Below are 20,127 nucleotides of genomic sequence, written 5' to 3'. Positions count from 1 at the left end.
TTACCCCTAGTCGCGGGGAAGCAACGGGCCCAGCGGGCCGAGGTCGATGTTCAGGTCGTCCTGGGTCAGGCCGAAGTGTTCACGCAGCTCGGCCATGTTCTCCTCCAGGGCCATGAGGGTCAGCCCCAGCTCCTCGATCTGCTCGTCGCTGATGTCGCCCTGGTCGACCCGGCGCAGCGCCTGGCGCTCCATCAGCTGGCGCAGCAGCTCCACGATGGTCAGCACCAGGCCCGCCAGGCTGCGCCGCACCGACTCCGGGTCCACGGTGATGCGCCGCGGGTCGCCGGGGCGGCGTTCGTCGTGGCGGCGGTGGTCGGGCGGCCGGCGGTCGTCAGGCCCGCGGTCGGTCGTCATCTTCGGCTTCCACGCGTACGGAAGCGATCAGCGCCCGGAGGGAGATGCGCACGAGATCGATGTCGGCGATGCACAGGGTGATCTCTCCGCTGATCACGACCCCTCCGGCCAGCACCCGGTCCAGCAGGTCCACCAGGGCCACCTCGCGCCGTTCGATCGCGCGTGTCACGGCTCCTCCACATCCGGTCGCGGCAGCGCCGTGAACGAGTACGGCGGCCACGGGCCGCTGACCTCCAGATCGATCTCGGGGTAGCGCTCGCCGAGCGCTGTGACCTCGGCGGTGAACTCGTCGGTGCGGTCGTCCGGCACCAGGTAGGAGTTGTTGAGCACCATCCACCCCTCGTACGCGGCGAGCGCCGCGTCCTGCGGCGGGTGTTCGGCGGTCGCGGCCGACAGCCGGGCCAGGGTCGCGTGGATCTCCTCCGCCCACTCGGTGGCGCGCAGATGGGCCGTGTCCTGATCCTGCCGCTCGGCACGGCGGCGCGCGAGATAGGCGGCACCGGGCCGCTGCCCGCCCCCGGCCGCACCCCCGGCCGCGCTCTCGGCCGGGTCCGGGAGAAACGCCCGAGGGTCAATGTACGCCTTCACGCCCCACTCGGTCCGCCCGGCCACCCGGCGCAGCGCGGAGGCGAAGTCCGCCCGCCGTGCCTCCAGCATGGCGCGGACCCGGTGGTCGTCGTGGTAGAGCGTCGCGAAGCGCAGCGGAACGACGTGGCCCCGGTCGGCGGCCGCGTCGATGACCCGGTGGTGGGCGCGGGCCGTCCGCTCCAGCCAGCGCAGGTCCTCCAGGTGCGCGCGCAGCGCCCGCTCGTCGAAGTCGGCCAGGGGTACGGAACCGACCACGGCCGCGAGCCCCGCGCCCTCGACCACGCGCACCGGCTCGCCCGCCACGCCGGTGACGTCGGCGGGCACACCACCGCCGACCGCCTCGGGGGACGTCACCGCGTAGAGCCAGGTGGCCTCGGGCCCGGTCACCGCTCCTCCCCTCCTGCTTCCTCCCGATCCTCGCGCTCCTCGGGCTCCCGCTGCACCTCCCGCCGCTCGCCGCGGCCGCTCTCAAGCTCCCCGAGCCGCCGCCGCAGCCGTTCGTTCTCCTCCAGGACGTCGCGGGCGCCGGAGGAGAGCGTGGGGTCGTGCTCCCACCAGTCGATGCCCATCTCACGGGCCCGGTCGACCGAGGCCACCAGCAGCCGGATCTTGATCGTGAGCAGTTCGATGTCCAGCAGGTTGATCCGGATGTCCCCCGCGATGACGATCCCCTTGTCGAGCACGCGCTCGAGGATGTCGGCCAGGTTGGCGGGCTCGTGGCGGGCGGGCTCGCGGGTGGCGCCAACTCGTCGGCTCGGCACGTTCCCGCCGGCCTGGCCGAAGTTCTCACTCATCCGCCACCCTCCTCCGACTGACACCGGGAGTAGCGCCTGGCCCGGCGGTAGGAGACGAGATCGCCGTGGTCGTCCACGGTGACCTGGTAGAGGGCGAGCACGTCGGTGGTGTCCGGGATCCGGTGGATCTCCACCACCTCGACGCCGACCCGCCAGCCCTCCTCGCCTCGCTCCAGCGAGACCACCCCTTCGGGCTCCGCCCCGGTGAGCTCCCCCACCTGGCGCACGGCGCTCCGGGCGGCCTCGCGGGCGTCCATCGCCGGCCGCGCCGGGCGCCGCGGGCGCTCCCGGGTGTGGGTCTCGCGCCGGTCACGGGCGTCGTCACGGCGGTCGTCACGGCGGTCGTCGCGCCGATCGCGGTCGTCCCGTTCCGCACGGGCCACGGCTCATACCTCCAGGCCCCCGGCCGGGGGTCCGCCCCGCATCAGCCGGCCGACCAGCTCGCTCTCCAGCTCCGCCGCCTCGTCCTCGGACAGCTCCCCCGACTCGCGGGCCTCCGCGACCGCCTCCAAGCGCTCATGGATCACCGTCGGGTCGTAGAGCTCCCGGAGGGCCTCCTGTCGCACCTGCTCGGCGATCCATGCGACGCCGCGCACCGGGGCGAGCGGAAGGGTCAGCAGCCCGGTCAACAGGCCCATGGCTAGCCGCCTTCCTCCACCCGGCGCAGCGCGTCGGCCACGAAGTCGTACGGCGCCAGCGGCCCCAGCAGCCGCAGCCGGACCCGGCCGTTCCACTGCCGGGCCAGCTGCTCCGCCGCCTGCTCGAACGCCCCGCGCTGCTTGTCCTCGATCAGGAAGGCGGCGTTCACGACCCCTTCGGCGGACTCCGGCTCGGAGGTCGCCACCGCGAGCGCGAACGGCGCGACCCGCTGCTCGATCTCCCGGGCGTCCACCTCCCGCTTGGCGCCGACGGCCTCCACGACCAGCTGCCCCAGCTGGATGCGCAGGTCGTATCCGGCGTCCTCCGGCAGCCCTTCCAGCTCCTCCCGCAGCCGCCTGGCCTCGACGTGTTCGTCCAGCACCTCGCGCAACACCTCGTCCTGGACATAGCGGGCCCGGAGGGTGAACTGGGCGCTGCCCCGGAGCCGGTCGAGTGCCCAGGTGAAGTCGTCATGGCCCTCGGTCAGCAGCTCCTCGGTCACCGCTCGCTCGTCCCGCACCACCGTGCCGAACCGCAGCGGCAGCACGGGCAGGCCCGAGGCTGCCAGGGTGTCCAGCACCTGGGCGTGGGCGCGCAGGTCGTCCGGGGTACCGAGCGGCTGTTCCGTGGGCACCTCACTCACCGCCGCGGCCAGCCCGCGGTCCCTGACGAAGGTCACCGGGGAGTCCGGGGCGCCGACGGCGGGCAGGTCCTTGACCGCCTTGTCGCCCCCTTCGTCGGGTATCACCCCGTACACGTAGCAGGCAGGTCCGTCCCCGGCCATCATGGCTCGCGCTCCCTGTCACTGGTCCGGCTCCTCCGGCGCCGGGGCCGCTCCTCGGCCTCGGCGTACTCGTCCTCCTCGTCCTCCTCGTCCTCCGCGGGCTCGAGAAGGTCGCTGACCTTCTCCTTGACGCCCTCCAGGGCACCCTTGGTCTTCTGGCGTGCGCCGCCCTCGCGCATCTCGTCCATCAGACCCGGCAGACCGCGGGTCTCGGTCCCGCTGCGGGCGATGTCGAGCCGGCTCGTCGCCTCGGCGAACTTGAGATAGGTGTCGACGCTGGCGATGACGATGCGGGCGTCGATCGTCAGCAGCTCGATGCCTACCAGCGACACCCGGACATAGACGTCGATGACCAGTCCCTTGTCCAGGATCACGCCGACCACGTCGGCCAGACCGCTGGCGGAGGGCCGGTCCAGATAATGGCCTTGCTGACTTGCTACGGTCACCACGCTCACCCGTTCCGGGGCGGGGGTCCGTCAGCGGCGCGAGCGCCGCCGGGGCGCCTCGTCCTCGTCCTCCTCCTCGTACTCGCCTTCCGCTTCCTCCTCTTCGGCGTACGCGTCCTCGCTCTCGCGCTCGTCTTCCTCTTCGTCGTACTCGTCCCTGGGCTCCTCGCCCTCGCGCTCCTCACCCTCGGCCGGGACGACCTCGCCGTCATGGATCTCGCCACGCCAGCCGTCGACCTCGTCGGGATGCAGCAGCACCTCGGACATGACATGCCTGCGGTAGTGCTTCAGCTCCAGGCGCGCCCGGCGGCCCTGGGCCCGCCAGAGGTTGCCGGTGTGCTCGAAGAAGCCCTGCGGGTGGTACTGGAGGACGAGCAGGATCCGGGTGAGGTTCGGGGCCACCTCGTGGAAGGTGACCGCACCGTCCACATGGCCCTTCTGGCCGCGGGACCGCCAGACGATGTGCTCGTCCGGCACCTGGTCGACGATCTCGGCTTGCCACTTGCGGTGCGAGAGGAAGATCTGGGCCTTCCAGTCGACCTCCGCCTCGGACCGCTGCTCGACGTCCTCCACCTTCTTCATGAAGCTGGGGAAGTCCTCGAACCGCGTCCACTGGTTGTAGGCGACCGAGACCGGGACACCCACGTCGATCTGCTCAACGATGTTGGTGACCTTGAACTTCTTGCCCTTGCCGCCGCCACCGCCCCCGCCGAGGCCCGGCACTGCCTCCGTGACCTTCTCCTTCGCCTTCTCCGCGAGCTGCCGCGCACCCGCCTTGAGCAGCGGCTTCACCGGCACCTTGAACCCGACGCCGCCACCTTCCCCGAGGTGGGTGACCGTGCTCACGGCGCGCTCGCCGAGCGCGGTGAGCAGATTCTGCGTCTCCTGCATCAGACGCTCGGTGGGCAGCTCCTTGGTCAGCGTGGAGAGCGCGCCGTGAGCACGGTGGCCGTCCGGTCGCTCGGCCATGTCCTCACCCCCGGTCCCGCCGCTCGGATCCTCCGGCGTCGGCCCTCCTCCGGGGCCGCTCCGGACGGTCGGCCGTCCTCTTGTGCCTGGTCTCCTGCTCGCCGCCGCGGGAGCGCTCCTCGCGACCGGATCTCCGCTCGCCTCCGCGCTCCTCGTCCCGCGCCTTCGACTCCCCGGCTTCCCCGCTCTCCTTGCGGCCGCCCTCCCTGTGGCCGTCCCCCGTGTGGCCGTCGGAGCCGGAGCGCAGCGCCTCGGCCTGCCGCTCCAGCCGGTCACTCAGCGCGTCGATACGATGACTGGCCGCCGACATGGCCGCCGACCGACCGGCCGCCACGATCTGGTCGCGCACCTCGTGGCTCAGTTTGCCGAGCTCGGAGGAGCTCACCTGCGCCGGCCCCATCGCACCCCGGCCCGCTACGAGCCGCCTGCCTGCGGTCAGACCGGCGAGGGCGAGTGCCGAGCGCATCCGATGACCGCGTCCGAGGAGATAGCCGCTGGTGAAAGCGAGCGCCACTTGGCCGTTGTTCGTCATCCGCCCATACCTTCCCTGTCGGGTGAACGCACTATATGGACATATCACCAAGTATGGCGCATTCCACCGGTCCGACCGTCGGCACAGGGACCGTCGACGACGTCACGGCATCGCCTTCAGCCCCGGGAAGCGCGCGTGCCCTGCGGTTCCGCCGGGGCGAGGAGGTAGGAATGGAGCTGGCCGAGCAGTTCGGCGATGCCCTCCTCGTCGGCGCGGTAGCGGACCAACTTGCCGGTGCGCGTTGACTGGAGCAGGCCGCCGCGGCGGAGGACCGCGAGATGCTCGGAGGTGGTCGACGGGCCGAGTCCGGCACGCTCGGCGACCTCGCCGACCGTCAGCTCCTCCCCACCGGCGAAGTGCGCGAAGAGCCGCTGACGCGTCGTGCTGGCCAGCGCCTTGAGAAAGACCTGAAGGTCGTCGTCGGGGATGGCGGCCTCGGGGCGCGCCGCCTGTTCCGTACCGGATTCCGCTCGCGGCGGCAATCGGTCTTCGGACAGCCGCGGGAGTTCGTCCAGGGCCCGGTACGGGCGGGGAACGCGGAGAGCGCGGTGCAGGTCGAACTCGGCCGGAGGGATGTCGAGGGCCGAGCAGGCCTCGCGGACGACGGTCCGCTCACTGTCGTCGAAGTGTCCGTCGGCACAGCCGATGACGATGCCGATCTGGATGACGGCTCGCGCCTCCGCCGGCTTCTTCTTCGCCTTGCCGATCTCCTGCATGGCGCTCACCTTGCCGAGAGGGAAGTCCTCGGTGAGCTGGTCGAGGTGTTCCTCGAAGCGGCGGTGCAGATCGCCCGGGGGAAAGTTCTGGAGCACGTCGTTGGTGGCGATGAGCTGGGCGACGCGCTGTCGCTCGGACGGGTCGATCGTCCCGTCCGCCGCCGCCACCAGGGCGCACATCGCCATGCTCGCGTCCCGGAACGCCCCGCTCCGCAACTCGTTCTTCTTCGCCGTGAGCTGGGCCTGCATCGTCTGGGCCGAGTCCTTGATGCGGTCCCACAGCGCCATCTGTATCTCCTTGCCAGTACTGCCCGCCAAATGAGGAGGAAACAGAATCTACAGGTTTGTAGAGAGGCACCAAAAAAGAAGCCGTGCCTTCACCATCTTCTCTCGGCCGCCGGACCGCTTCCCACTCATCCCGAGTGGGCCGCGCGCGGTGTCACGGTGACCATAGAAGTACCGGGACCGGATCGGCCACAGGAAACGAGTCAGTCGCAGGAGAGGCGGTGGGAAGGATGGAGTTCCCGCTGGTCGTGGGTGTCGACGGATCGGACTCCAGTCTGCGGGCGGTGGACTGGGCCGTGGACGAGGCGGCGCACCGGGGACTGACCCTGCGCCTGGTCCACACGGCCCGATGGGAACGCTACGAGGGAAACCTCCCGTCGTTCAGTGCCGACCGCCCCGCCGGGGAGGTGATGGCCGACCACATCATCGCCTCCTGCGCGGAGCGCGCCCGGCTGCGCGACCCCGACGTCAAGGTGTCCGGCGAGGTGCGGCCCGATGACGCCGTGAGCGCCCTGCTGGACAAGGGCCGCGCGGCATTCGCCGTGATCACGGGCAACCGCGGCAGAAGCGAGCTGTCCGGAATGCTGCTGGGCTCGGTGAGCCTGGCGGTGGCGGCCCGCGCGCTGTGCCCGGTGATCGTGGTCCGCGGTGCGGAACGGAATCTCCGTGGAGGCTTCGGCCGGGTGGTGCTGGCGGTCGGCGACCGCGCCGAAGACTCGGCAGCTGCACGGTTCGCCCTCGGTGAAGCCCGGGCGCGGGGCTGCGAACTGCACGCGGTACGGGCCTGGCGGCGACCGGCCGGGAGACATCTGGACGATACGGACCATGTGCACGAGGAGCAGGCCGCCCGGATACTCGACGACGCCTTGAACCAGGTCAAGGCAGACGAGGGCGGCACCGCCCCGCGTCGGGCCACGGTCGAGGGGCCCGCGCACAGGGTCCTGCTCGCCGCGTCCGCCGACGCCGATCTGCTGGTGGTCGGCGCGCTCCGACGTCATGGACACACTGGTCTACAGCTCGGGCGGGTGAGCCACTCCGTACTGCAACACGCCGACTGCCCGGTCGCCGTCGTCCCGCAGCAGGCATGACAGATCTGCACCCTGCCTCCCGGGGCCCGGTGTTCAGGTCCCCCGCCGGGCTCCGGCCGCGCGCAGCCGACGCAGGTAGGGGTCGTGTGCATGACGGGGCAGGATCCGCAGCCTGACATCGAGCGCCACCACGCCCTCGGGCCGGGCGACCACCGGGTTGAGGTCCGCCTCGGCGAGTTGCGGGAGGTCGCAGGCCATCCGGGACAACCGCAGCAGCAGTTGCTCCAGCCGCTCCAGGTCCACGGCCCCGCCGCCCCGGTAGCCGAAGAGCAGCGGGGCGCAGCGCGGGGAGGTCATGAGGGTGTGCACATCGCGGTCGGTGAGCGGCGCGAGCCTGGCGGCGTGGTCGGCGAGCAGGTCGGTGGCGGTGCCCCCGAGGCCGAAGAGCACCAACGGGCCGAACACCTCGTCCTGCACGACGCCGGCGAACAACTCGGTGCCACGGCGCGCCATCGGCTGCACCAGCGCGCCGGTCATGCGGTCCCGGAAGCGTTCCCGCAGGTCCCGGTAGGCGTCGCGGACCGCTTCCGCTCCCTCGAGTTCGAGTCGCAGCGCTCCCTGGTCGCTCTTGTGCACCAGCCCGGGCCAGTACGCCTTGAGAGCGATCCGGGTGTTCTCCTCGGCGAGGTGGCGGACGGCCTCGGCGGCGCTGTCCTCGTCCTCGGCCCAGGCCCAGGGCAGTTGGGGGATGTGGTAGCGGTCGAGCAGGGCGGCGCAGGCGCGGGGGTCGAGCCAGCCGCCGTCGGGGTGGCGGGTGAGGTGTTCCGCCACGATGGCCGTGGCGCCGACGGTGTCGATCCCGGACAGCGGCGGTACGGTGCCCGGCGGTTCGGCGCGCCAGCGGGCATAGCGGACGGCGTGGGTGAGGGCTCGGGCGGCCGACTGCGGCTCGGCGTAGGCCGGGACGGCGCGGTCGTCGGTGCTCGCGAGCAGTCGTACGGGGGCCTCCTGGTCGAGGAGGACCGCGGCGACCGGCCGGGGGTGCCGGCCCGGTGTGCCGGTGAGGGCGAGCAGCGGGTCCTGGTCGGTGCCGGTGGCCAGCGCGGTGGGGACCAGGACCACCAGCACCGCGTCGACGGCGCCGTGTGCGGCGAGCCGGTCCACGCAGGCGCGCAGCCGGTCGGCGGTCACCGCGGCCGTGGTGTCCACGGGGTTGGCGGTGGCCGCCCCGGGCGGCAGGAGCGTGCGGAGTTCACCGGCCAGGACGGTATCGAGGGCGGGGACGCTCAGCCCCGCCTCGACGCAGGCGTCGGCGGCGAGCACTCCGGCGCCTCCCGCGTTACTGACCACCGCGACATCGGCTCCGGCGGGCGACGGCTGGGCGTACAGCAGGGCCGCGGTGTCGGTCAGTTCGGCGATGCTCCGGGTGGCGATGATCCCGGCCTGGGCGAACAGGGCACGACGGGTCATGGTGGGGGTGGCCGCGGCGGCGGTGTGTGAGGCGGCGGCGCGCCGTCCGGCGTCCGAGCGGCCCGCGTCCACGGTGAGGACCGGCATGCCACGGGCGACCCGTCGGGCGGTGCGGGAGAAGGCCCGGGGGTTGCCGAAGGACTCCAGGTGGAGGACGGCCAGGCGGGTGCCGTGGTCGGACTCCCACCACTGGAGCATGTCGTTGCCGCTGACGTCGTACTTGTCGCCGAGCGAGACGAAGCTGGAGATGCCCACGCCCAGGCGGCGAAGCCGCTCGAGCAGCGCGATGCCCACCCCTCCGGACTGCACGGCGACCCCCGCCGACCCGGGCAGCGGCGGGTGCGCGGCGAAGGTGGCGTTGAGGCGCACCTCGTCGGCCGTGTTGGCGATGCCCAGGCAGTTGGGGCCCACCAGCCGCATCCCGTAGCGGCGGCAGGTGGTGAGGAGCGCCTCGGCCTGGGCCGCGTCGAGGCCGGCCGTCAGGACGACCAGCACCCGAACCCCCCGGACGCCGCACTCCTCGGCCGTCCTGGGGACGGCGGGTGCCGGCACGCAGAGCACGACGAGTTCCGGGGCCAGGGGAAGGGCCGCCACCGTCGGGCGGGCCGGCGTTCCCTCGATGACATCAGTGTGCGGGTTGACCGCGTACAGGGCTCCGGCGAATCCCCCGGCGCGGAGGTTGCCGAGCACCGCCCGCCCCACCGACCCGGGACGGCGTCCCGCTCCGACGACGGCTACCGAGCGCGGCCGCAGCACTGGCCGCAGGCTGGCCACGTCGGCGATCCGGCCGCGGCGGTCCACCGCCGACAGATAGCGCTCGTCCTCCTCCAGGTGCACGGTGCAGCGCACATCGGTGCCGTCGAAGTGGCGGGAGGTGCGCAGGCCCAGATCGGCGAAGACCTTCAGGACGGCGTGGTTCTCGGCGAGCGCCTCGGCGGTGAAGGCCGAGACCCCCGCGTCCCTGGCCGTGTGGACGAGGTGTTCCAGCAGCAGGGTGCCGATTCCCTGCCCGTGGCGGCCCTCGGCGACGGCCAGGGCCATTTCGGCCGACACCGGCTCGCCGGGGGCCGCGGGGAGGGTGGTGTACTCCGCCGCACCGACCACCCGCTCCTGTGCCACGGCGAGCAGCGCGCGGTAGCCGGGGCGTGCTGGTGCGCAGATGCGTGCCGCCGCCTCGTCCGCGTAGCTCGGATTGGCCGCGAAGAACCGCAGCCGCAGGTCCTCCGGTGACATCTCGTGGTGCATGCGCAGCACTTCGTCCCGGTCCTGGGGCCTGGCGGCGCGTATCTCGACGGTGCTGCCGTCGGCGAGCAGCGCGTGCACCGCGTCGCCGCAGTGCGTCCGGCCAAAGCCGCGGTCGCCCATGCGGCCAGTGTCCCACCGGACGCACCGCCACCTGCGGCGGCGGGTGTTCCGTCGAACGCGGCCGCCCCGCGGCCCGGAGGGCCGGGGCCGACCGTTCCCGGTCCGGGGCCGACCCGCCCACCCGCGCGAGACCCGCCGGTGCCACCGTGGACACAGGGGTACCCGAGGTCGCAGGAAGGCGGTGGGCATGATGTCGCTCTCGCTGGTCGTGGGTGTCGATGGATCGGAATCCAGTCTCCAGGCGGTGGACTGGGCCGTGGACGAGGCTGCCCGCCACGGGTTGCCCCTGCGCCTGGTCCATGCCTCTCGTTGGGAGCGGTACGAGGGGGGCTTCCCCGTCTTCGCCACCGGCCGCTCCTCCGGGGAGATCCTGGCCGAACAGATCGCGGCGTCCGCCACGGAACGTGCGACGCTGCGCGACCCCGACGTCAAGGCGTGTGGTGAAGCGCTGGCCGAAGACACCGTGACGGCGCTGCTGGCGGCGGGCCGTGAAGCGTTCGCCGTGGTCACGGGCTCTCGGGGCAGAGGAGAGCTCGCCGGCTCGCTCCTGGGGTCGGTCAGCCTGGCGGTGGCGGCCCGCGCCATGTGCCCGGTGATCGTGGTCCGTGGCGGGGAGCGGAACCGCGAGGGGGCCTTCGGGCGCGTCGTCCTCGCGGTCGGCGACCCCTCGGAGGGCCTGGCTGCGGCACACTTCGCCTTCCGTGAGGCACGGGCGCGGAACGCCGAAGTACACGCCGTACGGACCTGGCTGTGCCCGGCGGAGCGGCACGCGGGCCGGACGCTGTTGGCACACGAGGCCACCACCCTGCTCTACGAAGAGCAGGCGACGAGCATCCTCAACGAGGTCCTGGACCAGGTCGAACGCGAACATCGCGAGATCACGTGCCACCGCGATGTGGTCGAGGGACGCGCGCACCAGGTTCTGCTGGGCATGTCGGAGCGCGCGGATCTGCTGGTGGTCGGGGCCCTCCGCCGCCCGGACCACACCGGTCTGCAGCTCGGCCGGGTCAGCCATGCCGTACTGCACCACTGTGCGTGTCCGGTCGCCGTCGTACCGGAACGGCGCTGAGACGTCGGTCCGCTCCGACGCGACAGCCGCGCTCCGGGTCCGGACCCGTGGATCAGGGGCTGACCCGTAAGGACACAGCTCGTGGCCGGATTCCGGGATTGGGGTCCCTGCCCCCTCATTCGTGGGGGACCACGGCGACCGGGCACGTGGCGTGGTGCACGGCCGCCTGCACCACCGGGCCGAGCCGGGGCGCCAGGGCGGCCCGGTGTCTGCGCCGGCCGATGATCAGCAGCCCACTGCCGGAGGCCGCCCGTACGACGGCCTGCGCCGGGCTCTCGAGCCGCACCTCGTCGATCACCCGCACGCGCGGAAACCTCTCCCGCCACGGCCGCAGCACCTCATCCAGTTCCCGCTGCGCCTTCTCGGCGACGTCCCTGGCGATGCCGGGGTCCACACCCCACGGAACGAACGCCTGGACCGGCAGGCCCCTGCCATGGACGGCACGCAACGGGACACCGCGGGTGAACGCGGTGACATACGCGAACTCCAGCAGGTTGTCCTGGGGGCCGTGCAGGCTCAGTCCGACCACCACCTCCCGCTCGCGGACCTCGGACGGCCGTTCCTCCGCCGCCTCCCCCGCGCGCACCAGGACCACCGGCCGCTCGGCCCGCCCGACCACGTAGAGGCTGATGTCGCCGAGGAAGAAGCTCGCCAAGGGCTCCATCCCCCGCGACCCGAGCACCAGCATCCGGGACCGCGCCGCCGCGTCGAGCAGGGCGGTCTCGGCCTCCTCCGCGACCATCTCCTCCGCGATGGGCAGATCCGGGTGGCGGCGGCCGAGCTCCATGTGTGCGTCGTGCACGATCCGCTTCGCCCAGTAGTTCTGGTCATCCGCCGCGGGGCTGTCGGGCGTGGGCGGGGACAACAGAATCCACGCGTGCAGCAGACGCAGCGCGAGTTCGCGCCGCTCCGCCTCGTCGGCGGCCCAGCGGGCGGCGGCGAGGCTCTCCGGCGAGCCGTCGAGGCCCACGGTGACGACTTGTTCCTCCATGGCGTTGCTCCGTCTCCCGCACAGCCGCTCGATACCAGCCGCCCACGTCTTATGTGGCGGCGGCGGGCCCCTGCGTGTCATCGGTCCCATAGGCGATGTGCTCGGTGACCGAGACCACCCCGTCCACACTCCGGCACAGCCGCTCGATGATGGGGACCAGACTCCTGAACTCCACCGAGCCGCGCAGGGTGACCTCGCCCTCCCGTACGTCGACCGTCACCGCCGAGGGGGCCAGGCGCAACGTCCGGCGCAGCACGTCGCGCTCGATCTCCTCACGGATCGCGTCGTCATGGCGCAGGAAGATCCGCAAGAGATCGGCGCGGCTGATGATGCCCAGCAACTGGTCGGTCTCGTCGACCACCGGCAGCCGCTTGACGCCCTGGACGGCCATCAGACGGGCCGCCTCGACCACACTCCACTCCGGACGCGCGCACACCGCCGGGGCCGACATCAGCTCCTCCGCCCTCGTTCCCTCGGTCTTCGCGCGCTCCCACGCCTCCAGGTGCGGGATCGCCACCCGACCGGACGGATCGGCCTGGCCGGAGGACTTGCGCAGCAGATCGGCCTCTGACACGACACCGATCGGGTGGCCGGAGTCGTCCACAACCGGCACGGCGGTGACGTCGTTCTCCGCCAGCAGCTCCACGATCTCCTTGAACGGCATCTCGCGTGGCGCCCGGACCACGTTGCGGGTCATGAGTTCCCCGACCGTCCTGTGGTGCATGTCCCGACTCCCTTCGGACTCGCTGCCAGCCTCGCAGCCCACGACCGCCACCACATGAGTCGCACGGTCCCGCTCACCGGCCACTCGGCCCGGCATGAGAGCCATCGGGTACCCACACGAGGACATTCCGCCCATGCCATCCATCGCCGACCGTGAAACTCTGGACGAAGGCAGAAGACAGAAGGCCGGAGAGGCGGGGATGCCGATGCGTGCCCATATCGGCGACCAACTGATCATCGAAAGCCCGACCACCGGTGCGACCAGGCGCGACGGCGAGATCGTCGGAGTCCACCACGCGGACGGAACGCCTCCCTACGACGTGCGCTGGTCGGATTCCGGACGGGTCTCCCTCGTGTTCCCCGGACCGGACGCCCATGTTCACCACACCGGACACCCGCTCTCCGACGGGGCGGCGACGACGCTGGCGCGCGACGCCGCGGCCGCCCCGTCGATGCACAACGCACAGCCCTGGCGCTTCCGGTACTTCCGCGGCGAAGGCCTCTTCCTCGTGATCGCGGACCTGACGAGAACCCTGCCGCACTCCGACGCGGACCTCCGCGCCCTCCACCTGGGCTGCGGCGCCGCCCTGATGAACCTGCGCGTCGCGGCCGCCCACGCGGGCCGGCATCCGACGACCCGGCTGCTGCCCGACCCCGACGACCCGACCCTGCTCGCCGCCGTATCACTGACCGGCCTCCTCGGCGACGAAGACGATCCGGGCGCCCTGTACCCGGCCATCCACACCCGGCACACCAGCCGCTCCCCCTTCGCCGAGACCGAAATCCCCGAAACCGTGCGCGCCACCCTCCGCAAGGCGGCCGAGACCGAGGGCGTCTCGCTGTCCTTCGCCTCCGGATGGCATCTCCAGACGGTGCTGGACCTGGCCCTGGAGGCCGAGGCGCGCAACCTCACCGACCGCGGCAGCGCCGAGGACCTCACCCACTGGACCCGGCTCTCCGACCAGACTCCGCGGTCCGCCGACGAAGGCGTACCGCCCTACGCCTTCGGGCCCCGCCGACGCGGCGGCAGGGCCCCGGTGCGGGACTTCGCGGGCGGCCAACCGGTCCCCGGCCGCGAGGCCGCCGACTTCGAAAGCTCCCCTCAGTTGGCGCTGCTGGCCACCCCGGGCGACGAGCCGAAGGACTGGCTGTGCGCGGGGCAGGCCATGGAACGTGTCCTGCTGGCCGCGACGCTCGAAGGGCTGTCCAGCTCGTTCATCGCCCAGGCCCTGGAGTGGCCCGACCTGCGCTGGCCGCTGCGCGACCCGGTGGCCGGGACGGGACACGTCCACATGGTGCTGCGCCTCGGCTACGGCCCGCCGGGCCCCAAAACGCCACGACGCCCGACCCGCCACCTGCTCGACATCCAGCCCTGATCACCCCGGGACGGCGAGGACCGGGCACCGCGCATGGTGCAGCACGCCCTGACTCACCGAACCCAGCAGCATGCCCGCGAACCCGCCACGCCCCCGCGTCCCCACCACCAGACCGACCGAGTGGGCGGACGCCTCGGTCAGCACCTCCACCGGATGGCCCTTGACCACCTCGTGGTGCAGCTCCACCTCCGGGTGGAGCGCGGTACGCCCGGCGACCGTCTCGGAGAGCACCCGGCGGCACTCCCGCAGCGCCGCCTGCTCGTCCAGGACACCGATCAGCGGAGGGTCCCACACACAGATCGCCCGCAGGACGGCACCACGCAAGGCGGCCTCCCCGAACGCGAAGTCGACCGCCGCGGCGGAGTGCGCGCTACCGTCCACGCCGACCACCATGTACAGCGGGCGCTGTGTGATGTGCTCCGGTTCCGGCACCACGATGACCGGGCAGGGCGCATGGGCGATAACCGGCAGCGCCACCGAGGCGGAAGTGAACAGTTCCTGCCTGGTGCTCAAATGCCAGGAGCCGAGCACGACCACCGTGGCGTCCCTCGCCCGTTCACGCAGGACCCACGCCGGATTCCCCTCAGCCAGCAGCGCGGACACCTCCACCTCGGGACGCCGCGATTCGGCGAAGGCAACCGCCTCCCGGAGCACCTGGTCACCAGCCGAGTGCAGCACCTGGTTCCACTCCTCCCAGGACGGCCGCACCTCCCTCGACCGGTATCCCCCGGTCGGAACACCCTGGGCATGCACCAGCCACAGCGGCGACCGGCGCCGCGCCGCCTCGTCCACGGCCCAGGCAAGCGCAATCCGCCTGGTCGGGTCCGGGTCGACGCCCACCACGACCGGCCGACGCCCCTGCGGACTCGTCATCGCGATCTCCCGTCTCCCACCATCCAGCCTGACCCCGTCTGCCGCCGGACACCATCCCGTATGCCGGACCGCCGGTGGAGGGCTGATCTTCGCCGCCCCGCTCGCGGCTCAACAGATCCTGGGCAGTTGCTCGCCGAGCGGCAGGTCCACGATCCGGGTGCCGCCGAGGCCGGTGCGGGCCACGACCGTCCCGGGGTGTTCGGCCACGCATTCGCCGATCACCGCGGCCTCACGTCCCAGAGGGTGCGCGTGCATCGCGTCCACTACCCCGTCCGCGTGGTGCCTGGGCACGAAGGCCACCAGGCAGCCCTCATTGGCCACGTACATCGGGTCCAGTCCCAGGAGTGCGCAGGCGGTCGCCACCGCCTCCGGAACGGGCACCGCTCGCTCGTCGAGGACGACGCCGGTGTGCGAGGCTGCCGCGATCTCGTTGAGCGCGGCGGCCAGGCCGCCCCGGGTCGGGTCGCGCAGCACATGGATCTCGGGGGTGACCGCGAGCATCGCCTGGACCAGTCCGGTCAGCGGCGCGGTGTCACTGGCCACCTCGGTACCGAACGCCAGCCCTTCGCGGACGCTGAGGATGGCGATGCCGTGCAGGCCGACCGGGCCGCTGACGATCACCACGTCGCCGGGCCGGGCGCGCTGCGGACGGATGTCCACGCCATCGGGGATCAGCCCGACGCCGGCCGTGGTGATGTACACCCCGTCGCCGTGGCCGGAGTCGACCACCTTGGTGTCACCGGTGACCACGGTGACGTCTGCCGCTCGAGCGGCGGCGCCGATCGTCTGGGCGACCCGGCCGACGGTGGCCAGTTCCGTCCCCTCCTCGAGGATGAACGCGCAGGACAGGTACGCGGGAACGGCTCCGCTCATGGCGAGGTCGTTGACGGTGCCATTGACGGCGAGATCCCCGATGCCGCCGCCGGGGAAGAACAGCGGGCGGACGACATACGAGTCGGTCGAGAAGGCCAGCCGGGCGGCGCCGAGTGTGAGGGCGGCCGAGTCGGTGAGTTCTCCCAGCGCCTGACTTCCATAGGCCGGGAGGAAGAGGTGCCGGGTCAGTTCCGCCGAGAGTGCTCCCCCGCCGCCGTGGCCCATCACCACCACCGGGTGGTCGCGCAGCGGGACCGGACAGGACCACCCGGTGGCTCCGGTGGTGTCGGTGATGTCAGTCAACGGAAGTCGTCTCCTCCGTCATGCGGGGCGTGGCCAGGCGGCGGTACAGGTAGTAGGCGGCGCAGGCGCCCTCGCTGGAGACCATGGTGGCTCCGAGCGGTGTGCGGGGGGTGCAGGCGGCACCGAAGGCAGCGCACTCATGCGGCTTGATCAGGCCCTGAAGCACCTCACCGCTGCGGCACGCGGCGGACTCGTCGACGGCCAGGCCGGTGATGTCGAACCGATACTCGGCGTCGTGGTCACGGTAGGCGTCCGACAGCCGCCAGCCGCTGTCCGGAATGGTGCCGATGCCGCGCCAGGCGCGATCGGTGGTGGTGAACACCTCTCCGAGCACGCTCAGGGCGGCCGGGTTGCCTCCCTCGCGCACGGCGCGTGGGTAGGCGTTCTCGACGTGGTGTTCGCCTCGTTCGAGTTGGCGGACCACCCGTCGGATGCCTTCCAGGATGTCCAGCGGCTCGAATCCGGTGACCACAATGGGCACCTTGTAGGTGTCGGCGAGGCCCGGGTATTCGCCGGTGCCCATCACGCTGCATACGTGCCCGGCGGCGAGGAAGGCCTGTACGCGGCAGTCCGGGGACCGCATGATCGCTTCGATGGCCGGTGGCACCCGGACGTGCGAGACCAGCAGGCTGAAGTTGCGGACGCCGAGGCGTTTGGCCTGGTGGACCGTCATGGCGTTGGCGGGCGCGGTGGTCTCGAAGCCGACGCCGAAGAACACCACCTGTTTGTCCGGGGTCCGCCGGGCGATCCGCAGCGCGTCCAGCGGTGAGTACACGACACGGACGTCGCCGCCGTCGCTCTTGACCCGGAACAGGTCGCGGTCGCTTCCCGGTACCCGGAGCATGTCGCCGAACGAGCAGAAGACCACGTCCGGGCGGGAGGCGATCGCCAGCGCCTTGTCGATCATCTCCAGCGGAGTGACGCAGACCGGACAGCCCGGTCCGTGGATCAGCTCGATGTTCTCGGGCAGCAGCTGGTCGATGCCGTGGCGGATGATCGAGTGGGTCTGGCCGCCGCAGATCTCCATCATGGCCCACGGCCGGGTGACCGTCCGGGCGATGTCGTCCAGGAGTCGTCTGGCCAGCTCAGGGTCCTGGAACTCGTCGATGTACTTCACCGGTTCTCCTCCTCGGGTGCCCTTCCCGCCTCGGCCGCCGCGCGTGCCCAGGCATCGCCGAACTCCTCGTCCATTGCGCCGATGTGTTCGAAGAGCCGGAGGGTGGCCAGGGCCGACTCCTCGTCGAGCCGCTGGATCGCGAAGCCGACGTGGACGATCGCGTAGTCACCGACCTCGATCTCCGGCAGATAGGCGAGGCAGACGTCCTTGACCACGCCGCCGAAGTCGACCCGCGCCATCGGCGTGCCGTCGCGCTCCTCGATGCCGACCACCCGGCCGGGTACCGCCAGGCACATGTGCTCCTCCTCGGTTCCTCAGTCGTCGGTGACACGGGCGGCGACGACCGCCTGTCCCAGGGCCAGGCCGCCGTCCCCGGGCGGGACGAGTGTGTGCCTGAGGACGGTGAATCCGTCCTCGGCGAGCCCGGCGGCGCACATCTCGTCCAGGAGGGCGTTGGTGAACACCCCGCCGGTGAGCGCGACCGTCCGCACCCCTGTGGTCCGATGCGCTTTCCGGCAGGCCGTGCGCACCGCGTCCGCGACCGCCAGATGGAAGCGGGCCGCGATCAGCGGAACCCCCACGCCCGAGCGCAGATCGGCCACGATCGCCGCCAGCAGCGACGCCGGGGCGTCGAGCTCGAAGGCATAGCCGTCCCGCACCCGGCCGGCGATCACGGCCGCGGCCTCCAGTTCCACGGCGGCCTGGGCCTCATACCCCACCCGGTGGCAGATGCCCACCAGCGAGGACACGGCGTCGAACAGCCGCCCCATGCTGGAGGTGGGTGTGCAGCCAAGTCCACGCGCCAACTGGGCTTCCAGCAACCGCAGTTCCTCCGGCGGGCAGGCGGTCGCACAGGGCAGGTCGGGCGACCAGGCGATACCGGCCGCACGCAGGTGCGACAAGGCCATCCGGTACGGATTCCGCACCCCCGCGTCACCGCCCGGCAGGGGTACGTACGCCAGATGCGTCAGGCGGCGGTAGCCCGCGTAGTCGGCCAGCAGCACCTCGCCGCCCCAGACGGCGCCGTCGTCCCCGTAGCCGGTGCCGTCGAAGGCGATCCCGAGCACCGGCTCGTGCAGGCCGTGCTCGGCCATGGCGGAGGCGATGTGGGCGTGGTGGTGCTGGACCAGGGTCAGCGGCCGACCGTCGCGGCGCGCCCAACGCGTGGACCGGTAGCCGGGGTGGCGGTCGGCCGCGACGCACACCGGATCGACGCGGGTGAGCGCGCGCAGATGGCTCTCGGCGCGCTCGAAGGCCCGCTGGGCGGCCAGGCTGTCCATGTCCCCGACGTGGGCGGACAGCCAGGCTGAGTCGTCCTCCGCCAGGCACAGGGTGTTCTTCAGGTCCGCGCCGACGGCGAGGACCGGGCGGACGGCCAGTGGAAGGCGGATCCTCGCCGGGGCGAAGCCGCGTGAGCGGCGGACCGGCAGCGGCGAGCCGTCCGCACGCACCCGGACCACGGAGTCGTCGCAGGCCACCGCGATGGGCCGGTCATGCCAGAGCCAGGCGTCGGCCAGCCCCTTCAGACGCGCGAGGGCCTCCCGGTCGTCGGTCACCAGCGGCTCGCCGGAGACGTTTCCGCTGGTCACCACGAGCACGCCGGAACCGGACGGGTCGTCGGGCAGACCGAACAACAGCCGGTGCAAGGGGGTGTAGGGCAGCATGACGCCGATGTCCGGAGTGCCCGGGCAGACCTGCGGGGCGAGCGGGGTACGGGCTCGACGGCGCAGCAGCACGATGGGGCGGGACCGCGCCGTAAGGAGTCGCCGCTCCGCCGGGCCGAGGTGGCCGAGCCGGGCGGCGGTGGCGGGATCGGGCGTCATGACGGCGAACGGCTTGTCGCTGCGGGCCTTGCGCCGGCGCAGTTCGCCCACCGCGTGCGGGGCGGTGGCATCGCACACCAGGTGATAGCCACCGATGCCCTTGACCGCCAGGATCGCCCCCGCGGCGAGCATCCGCCGGGCCTCGCTCAACGCGGCGCCGCCGTCCCGTCGTACGGGGCCGGAGAGTCTCAGGCGCGGCCCGCAGGCCCAGCATGCGACGGGCTGGGCATGGAACCGTCGGTTGGACGGGTCCGTGTATTCCGCCGCGCAGTCCGGGCACAGTGGGAACGTTGCCATCGTGGTCGTGGCCCGGTCGTAGGGCATCGCGGTGGTGATGGTGAACCGTGGGCCGCAGTCGGTGCAGGTGATGAACGGGTGCCGGTGGCGGCGGTCGGCCGGGTCGGCCAGCTCCGTCAGACAGGACTCGCAGGTAGCGCTGTCCGGCGGGACGAGGGCGCGGCCCCGGCCCGTCGTGGAGGGCACGATCGCGAAACCGGTGCGGCCCGTCGGGGGCAGTTCGGAGACGGACACCGAGACGATCTCGGCCAGCGGGGGCGCGTCCGCCGTCAGCCGGTGGCGGAAGGCGACCACCGCGTCGGCGTTGCCCTCGATCTCGATCCGGGCGCCCGCCGGTCCGTTGGCGACCTGCCCGGACAGGCCCAGTTCGGTGGCCAGGGCGTGGACGAAGGGCCGGAAGCCGACCCCCTGCACCACGCCGCCGACCGCCACCAGGCGGCGGACCGGCCGCTGATGGACGACCGCGGTCACACCGGCTCCGCCACGGCGGAGCGGGGTGCGGCGGTTGGCTGTTCCATGGGTACGGCACTTCCGTCCGGTTAAGATCATGGTCCTGAGCGGGAGGCCCGGTCCCGGCCGTCGGGCGAAGTCCCGTCCGACCGCGCAGCGCCCGAGCGGGCCGTCGACCACGCTAGGAGGCGGCTGGGACCACCGCGGGACACCACGCCCGTGCGGTGGCCATGGTGTCCACGGACGGCCCAGGCGAGCAACG

The 20,127-nt window shown here is 72.2% G+C and carries 22 protein-coding genes and 1 pseudogene; 3 read left to right on the top strand and 20 right to left on the bottom strand.

The window, feature by feature from the left end:
- Positions 1 to 6: 6 nt before the first annotated feature.
- From ACZ4WQ_RS07600 to ACZ4WQ_RS07545, 12 genes and pseudogenes are all read right to left on the bottom strand, one after another.
- On the bottom strand, positions 7 to 354 hold the full coding sequence (locus tag ACZ4WQ_RS07600; RefSeq protein WP_358843709.1) for a gas vesicle protein K: 348 nt from the start codon (positions 352 to 354) through the stop codon (positions 7 to 9).
- The gene (locus ACZ4WQ_RS07595; RefSeq protein ID WP_358843710.1) at positions 332 to 523 is read right to left on the bottom strand and encodes a gas vesicle protein; all 192 of its coding nucleotides are present in this window, start codon (positions 521 to 523) and stop codon (positions 332 to 334) included. Before ACZ4WQ_RS07595 ends, ACZ4WQ_RS07600 begins: the two co-directional genes overlap by 23 nt.
- A complete protein-coding gene (locus tag ACZ4WQ_RS07590; RefSeq protein WP_398374106.1) occupies positions 520 to 1,329 on the bottom strand; it encodes a GvpL/GvpF family gas vesicle protein in 810 nt (269 codons plus the stop codon). Before ACZ4WQ_RS07590 ends, ACZ4WQ_RS07595 begins: the two co-directional genes overlap by 4 nt.
- Complete coding sequence (locus tag ACZ4WQ_RS07585) at positions 1,326 to 1,736, bottom strand: gas vesicle protein (RefSeq protein ID WP_311721971.1); 411 nt, start codon at positions 1,734 to 1,736, stop codon at positions 1,326 to 1,328. Before ACZ4WQ_RS07585 ends, ACZ4WQ_RS07590 begins: the two co-directional genes overlap by 4 nt.
- The gene (gvpO, locus tag ACZ4WQ_RS07580) at positions 1,733 to 2,119 is read right to left on the bottom strand and encodes a gas vesicle protein GvpO (protein WP_398374105.1); all 387 of its coding nucleotides are present in this window, start codon (positions 2,117 to 2,119) and stop codon (positions 1,733 to 1,735) included. Before gvpO ends, ACZ4WQ_RS07585 begins: the two co-directional genes overlap by 4 nt.
- A 3-nt stretch (positions 2,120 to 2,122) precedes the next feature.
- A complete protein-coding gene (locus ACZ4WQ_RS07575) occupies positions 2,123 to 2,374 on the bottom strand; it encodes a gas vesicle protein GvpG (protein ID WP_398374104.1) in 252 nt (83 codons plus the stop codon).
- 2 nt (positions 2,375 to 2,376) lie between these two features.
- Entirely contained in the window at positions 2,377 to 3,162 is a 786-nt protein-coding gene (locus ACZ4WQ_RS07570) for a GvpL/GvpF family gas vesicle protein (RefSeq protein ID WP_398374103.1), read from the bottom strand.
- Positions 3,159 to 3,605, bottom strand: a complete 447-nt coding sequence (gene gvpJ / locus ACZ4WQ_RS07565) for a gas vesicle protein GvpJ (protein WP_398374102.1) — start codon at positions 3,603 to 3,605, stop codon at positions 3,159 to 3,161. Before gvpJ ends, ACZ4WQ_RS07570 begins: the two co-directional genes overlap by 4 nt.
- 30 nt (positions 3,606 to 3,635) lie before the next feature.
- Positions 3,636 to 4,574: an SRPBCC family protein gene (locus ACZ4WQ_RS07560; protein WP_398374101.1), complete on the bottom strand. Its 939-nt coding sequence runs from the start codon at positions 4,572 to 4,574 to the stop codon at positions 3,636 to 3,638.
- Between the two features lie 4 nt (positions 4,575 to 4,578).
- The gene (locus ACZ4WQ_RS07555; RefSeq protein ID WP_385340186.1) at positions 4,579 to 5,106 is read right to left on the bottom strand and encodes a hypothetical protein; all 528 of its coding nucleotides are present in this window, start codon (positions 5,104 to 5,106) and stop codon (positions 4,579 to 4,581) included.
- 116 nt (positions 5,107 to 5,222) lie between these two features.
- The gene (locus ACZ4WQ_RS07550; protein ID WP_385340228.1) at positions 5,223 to 5,588 is read right to left on the bottom strand and encodes an ArsR/SmtB family transcription factor; all 366 of its coding nucleotides are present in this window, start codon (positions 5,586 to 5,588) and stop codon (positions 5,223 to 5,225) included.
- A 69-nt stretch (positions 5,589 to 5,657) separates the two neighbouring features.
- Positions 5,658 to 6,110, bottom strand: a pseudogene (locus ACZ4WQ_RS07545) (tellurite resistance TerB family protein); the annotation flags it as partial.
- Between the two features lie 227 nt (positions 6,111 to 6,337).
- On the opposite strand from ACZ4WQ_RS07545, the gene ACZ4WQ_RS07540 reads away from it, so the two are divergent.
- Positions 6,338 to 7,195 (top strand): universal stress protein, encoded by an 858-nt coding sequence (locus ACZ4WQ_RS07540; protein WP_398374435.1) that lies wholly within the window; start codon positions 6,338 to 6,340, stop codon positions 7,193 to 7,195.
- Between the two features lie 33 nt (positions 7,196 to 7,228).
- On the opposite strand, the gene ACZ4WQ_RS07535 is transcribed toward ACZ4WQ_RS07540, so the two are convergent.
- Positions 7,229 to 9,970, bottom strand: a complete 2,742-nt coding sequence (locus tag ACZ4WQ_RS07535) for a bifunctional acetate--CoA ligase family protein/GNAT family N-acetyltransferase (protein ID WP_398374100.1) — start codon at positions 9,968 to 9,970, stop codon at positions 7,229 to 7,231.
- A gap of 190 nt (positions 9,971 to 10,160) precedes the next feature.
- Here ACZ4WQ_RS07535 and ACZ4WQ_RS07530 point away from each other — a divergent pair, with 190 nt between their 5' ends.
- Entirely contained in the window at positions 10,161 to 11,039 is an 879-nt protein-coding gene (locus ACZ4WQ_RS07530; RefSeq protein WP_358843815.1) for a universal stress protein, read from the top strand.
- A gap of 115 nt (positions 11,040 to 11,154) precedes the next feature.
- Here ACZ4WQ_RS07530 and ACZ4WQ_RS07525 read toward each other — a convergent pair whose 3' ends face one another.
- Complete coding sequence (locus tag ACZ4WQ_RS07525) at positions 11,155 to 12,030, bottom strand: universal stress protein (protein ID WP_385340189.1); 876 nt, start codon at positions 12,028 to 12,030, stop codon at positions 11,155 to 11,157.
- A 49-nt stretch (positions 12,031 to 12,079) separates the two neighbouring features.
- On the bottom strand, positions 12,080 to 12,754 hold the full coding sequence (locus ACZ4WQ_RS07520; RefSeq protein ID WP_398374099.1) for a CBS domain-containing protein: 675 nt from the start codon (positions 12,752 to 12,754) through the stop codon (positions 12,080 to 12,082).
- Positions 12,755 to 12,887: 133 nt separating this feature from the next.
- On the opposite strand from ACZ4WQ_RS07520, the gene ACZ4WQ_RS07515 reads away from it, so the two are divergent.
- Positions 12,888 to 14,129 carry an Acg family FMN-binding oxidoreductase gene (locus ACZ4WQ_RS07515; RefSeq protein ID WP_468022102.1) on the top strand — a complete coding sequence of 414 codons (1,242 nt, stop codon included), beginning with the start codon at positions 12,888 to 12,890 and terminating at the stop codon, positions 14,127 to 14,129.
- Here ACZ4WQ_RS07515 and ACZ4WQ_RS07510 read toward each other — a convergent pair whose 3' ends face one another.
- From ACZ4WQ_RS07510 to hypF, 5 genes are all read right to left on the bottom strand, one after another.
- Positions 14,130 to 15,002: a universal stress protein gene (locus ACZ4WQ_RS07510; RefSeq protein WP_385340195.1), complete on the bottom strand. Its 873-nt coding sequence runs from the start codon at positions 15,000 to 15,002 to the stop codon at positions 14,130 to 14,132.
- Positions 15,003 to 15,110: 108 nt separating this feature from the next.
- Positions 15,111 to 16,100, bottom strand: coding sequence for a hydrogenase expression/formation protein HypE (gene hypE, locus ACZ4WQ_RS07505; protein WP_385340232.1), 990 nt, complete (start codon positions 16,098 to 16,100; stop codon positions 15,111 to 15,113).
- Positions 16,101 to 16,170: 70 nt separating this feature from the next.
- The gene (hypD, locus tag ACZ4WQ_RS07500) at positions 16,171 to 17,295 is read right to left on the bottom strand and encodes a hydrogenase formation protein HypD (protein ID WP_398374097.1); all 1,125 of its coding nucleotides are present in this window, start codon (positions 17,293 to 17,295) and stop codon (positions 16,171 to 16,173) included.
- Positions 17,292 to 17,591 (bottom strand): HypC/HybG/HupF family hydrogenase formation chaperone, encoded by a 300-nt coding sequence (locus tag ACZ4WQ_RS07495; RefSeq protein WP_398374096.1) that lies wholly within the window; start codon positions 17,589 to 17,591, stop codon positions 17,292 to 17,294. Before ACZ4WQ_RS07495 ends, hypD begins: the two co-directional genes overlap by 4 nt.
- A gap of 18 nt (positions 17,592 to 17,609) precedes the next feature.
- The gene (hypF, locus tag ACZ4WQ_RS07490; protein WP_398374095.1) at positions 17,610 to 19,886 is read right to left on the bottom strand and encodes a carbamoyltransferase HypF; all 2,277 of its coding nucleotides are present in this window, start codon (positions 19,884 to 19,886) and stop codon (positions 17,610 to 17,612) included.
- Positions 19,887 to 20,127: the final 241 nt, after the last annotated feature.

It is taken from the genome of Streptomyces sp. NPDC028305 (genome assembly GCF_055569495.1).
This window is presented reverse-complemented; position numbering and strand designations above follow the sequence as displayed.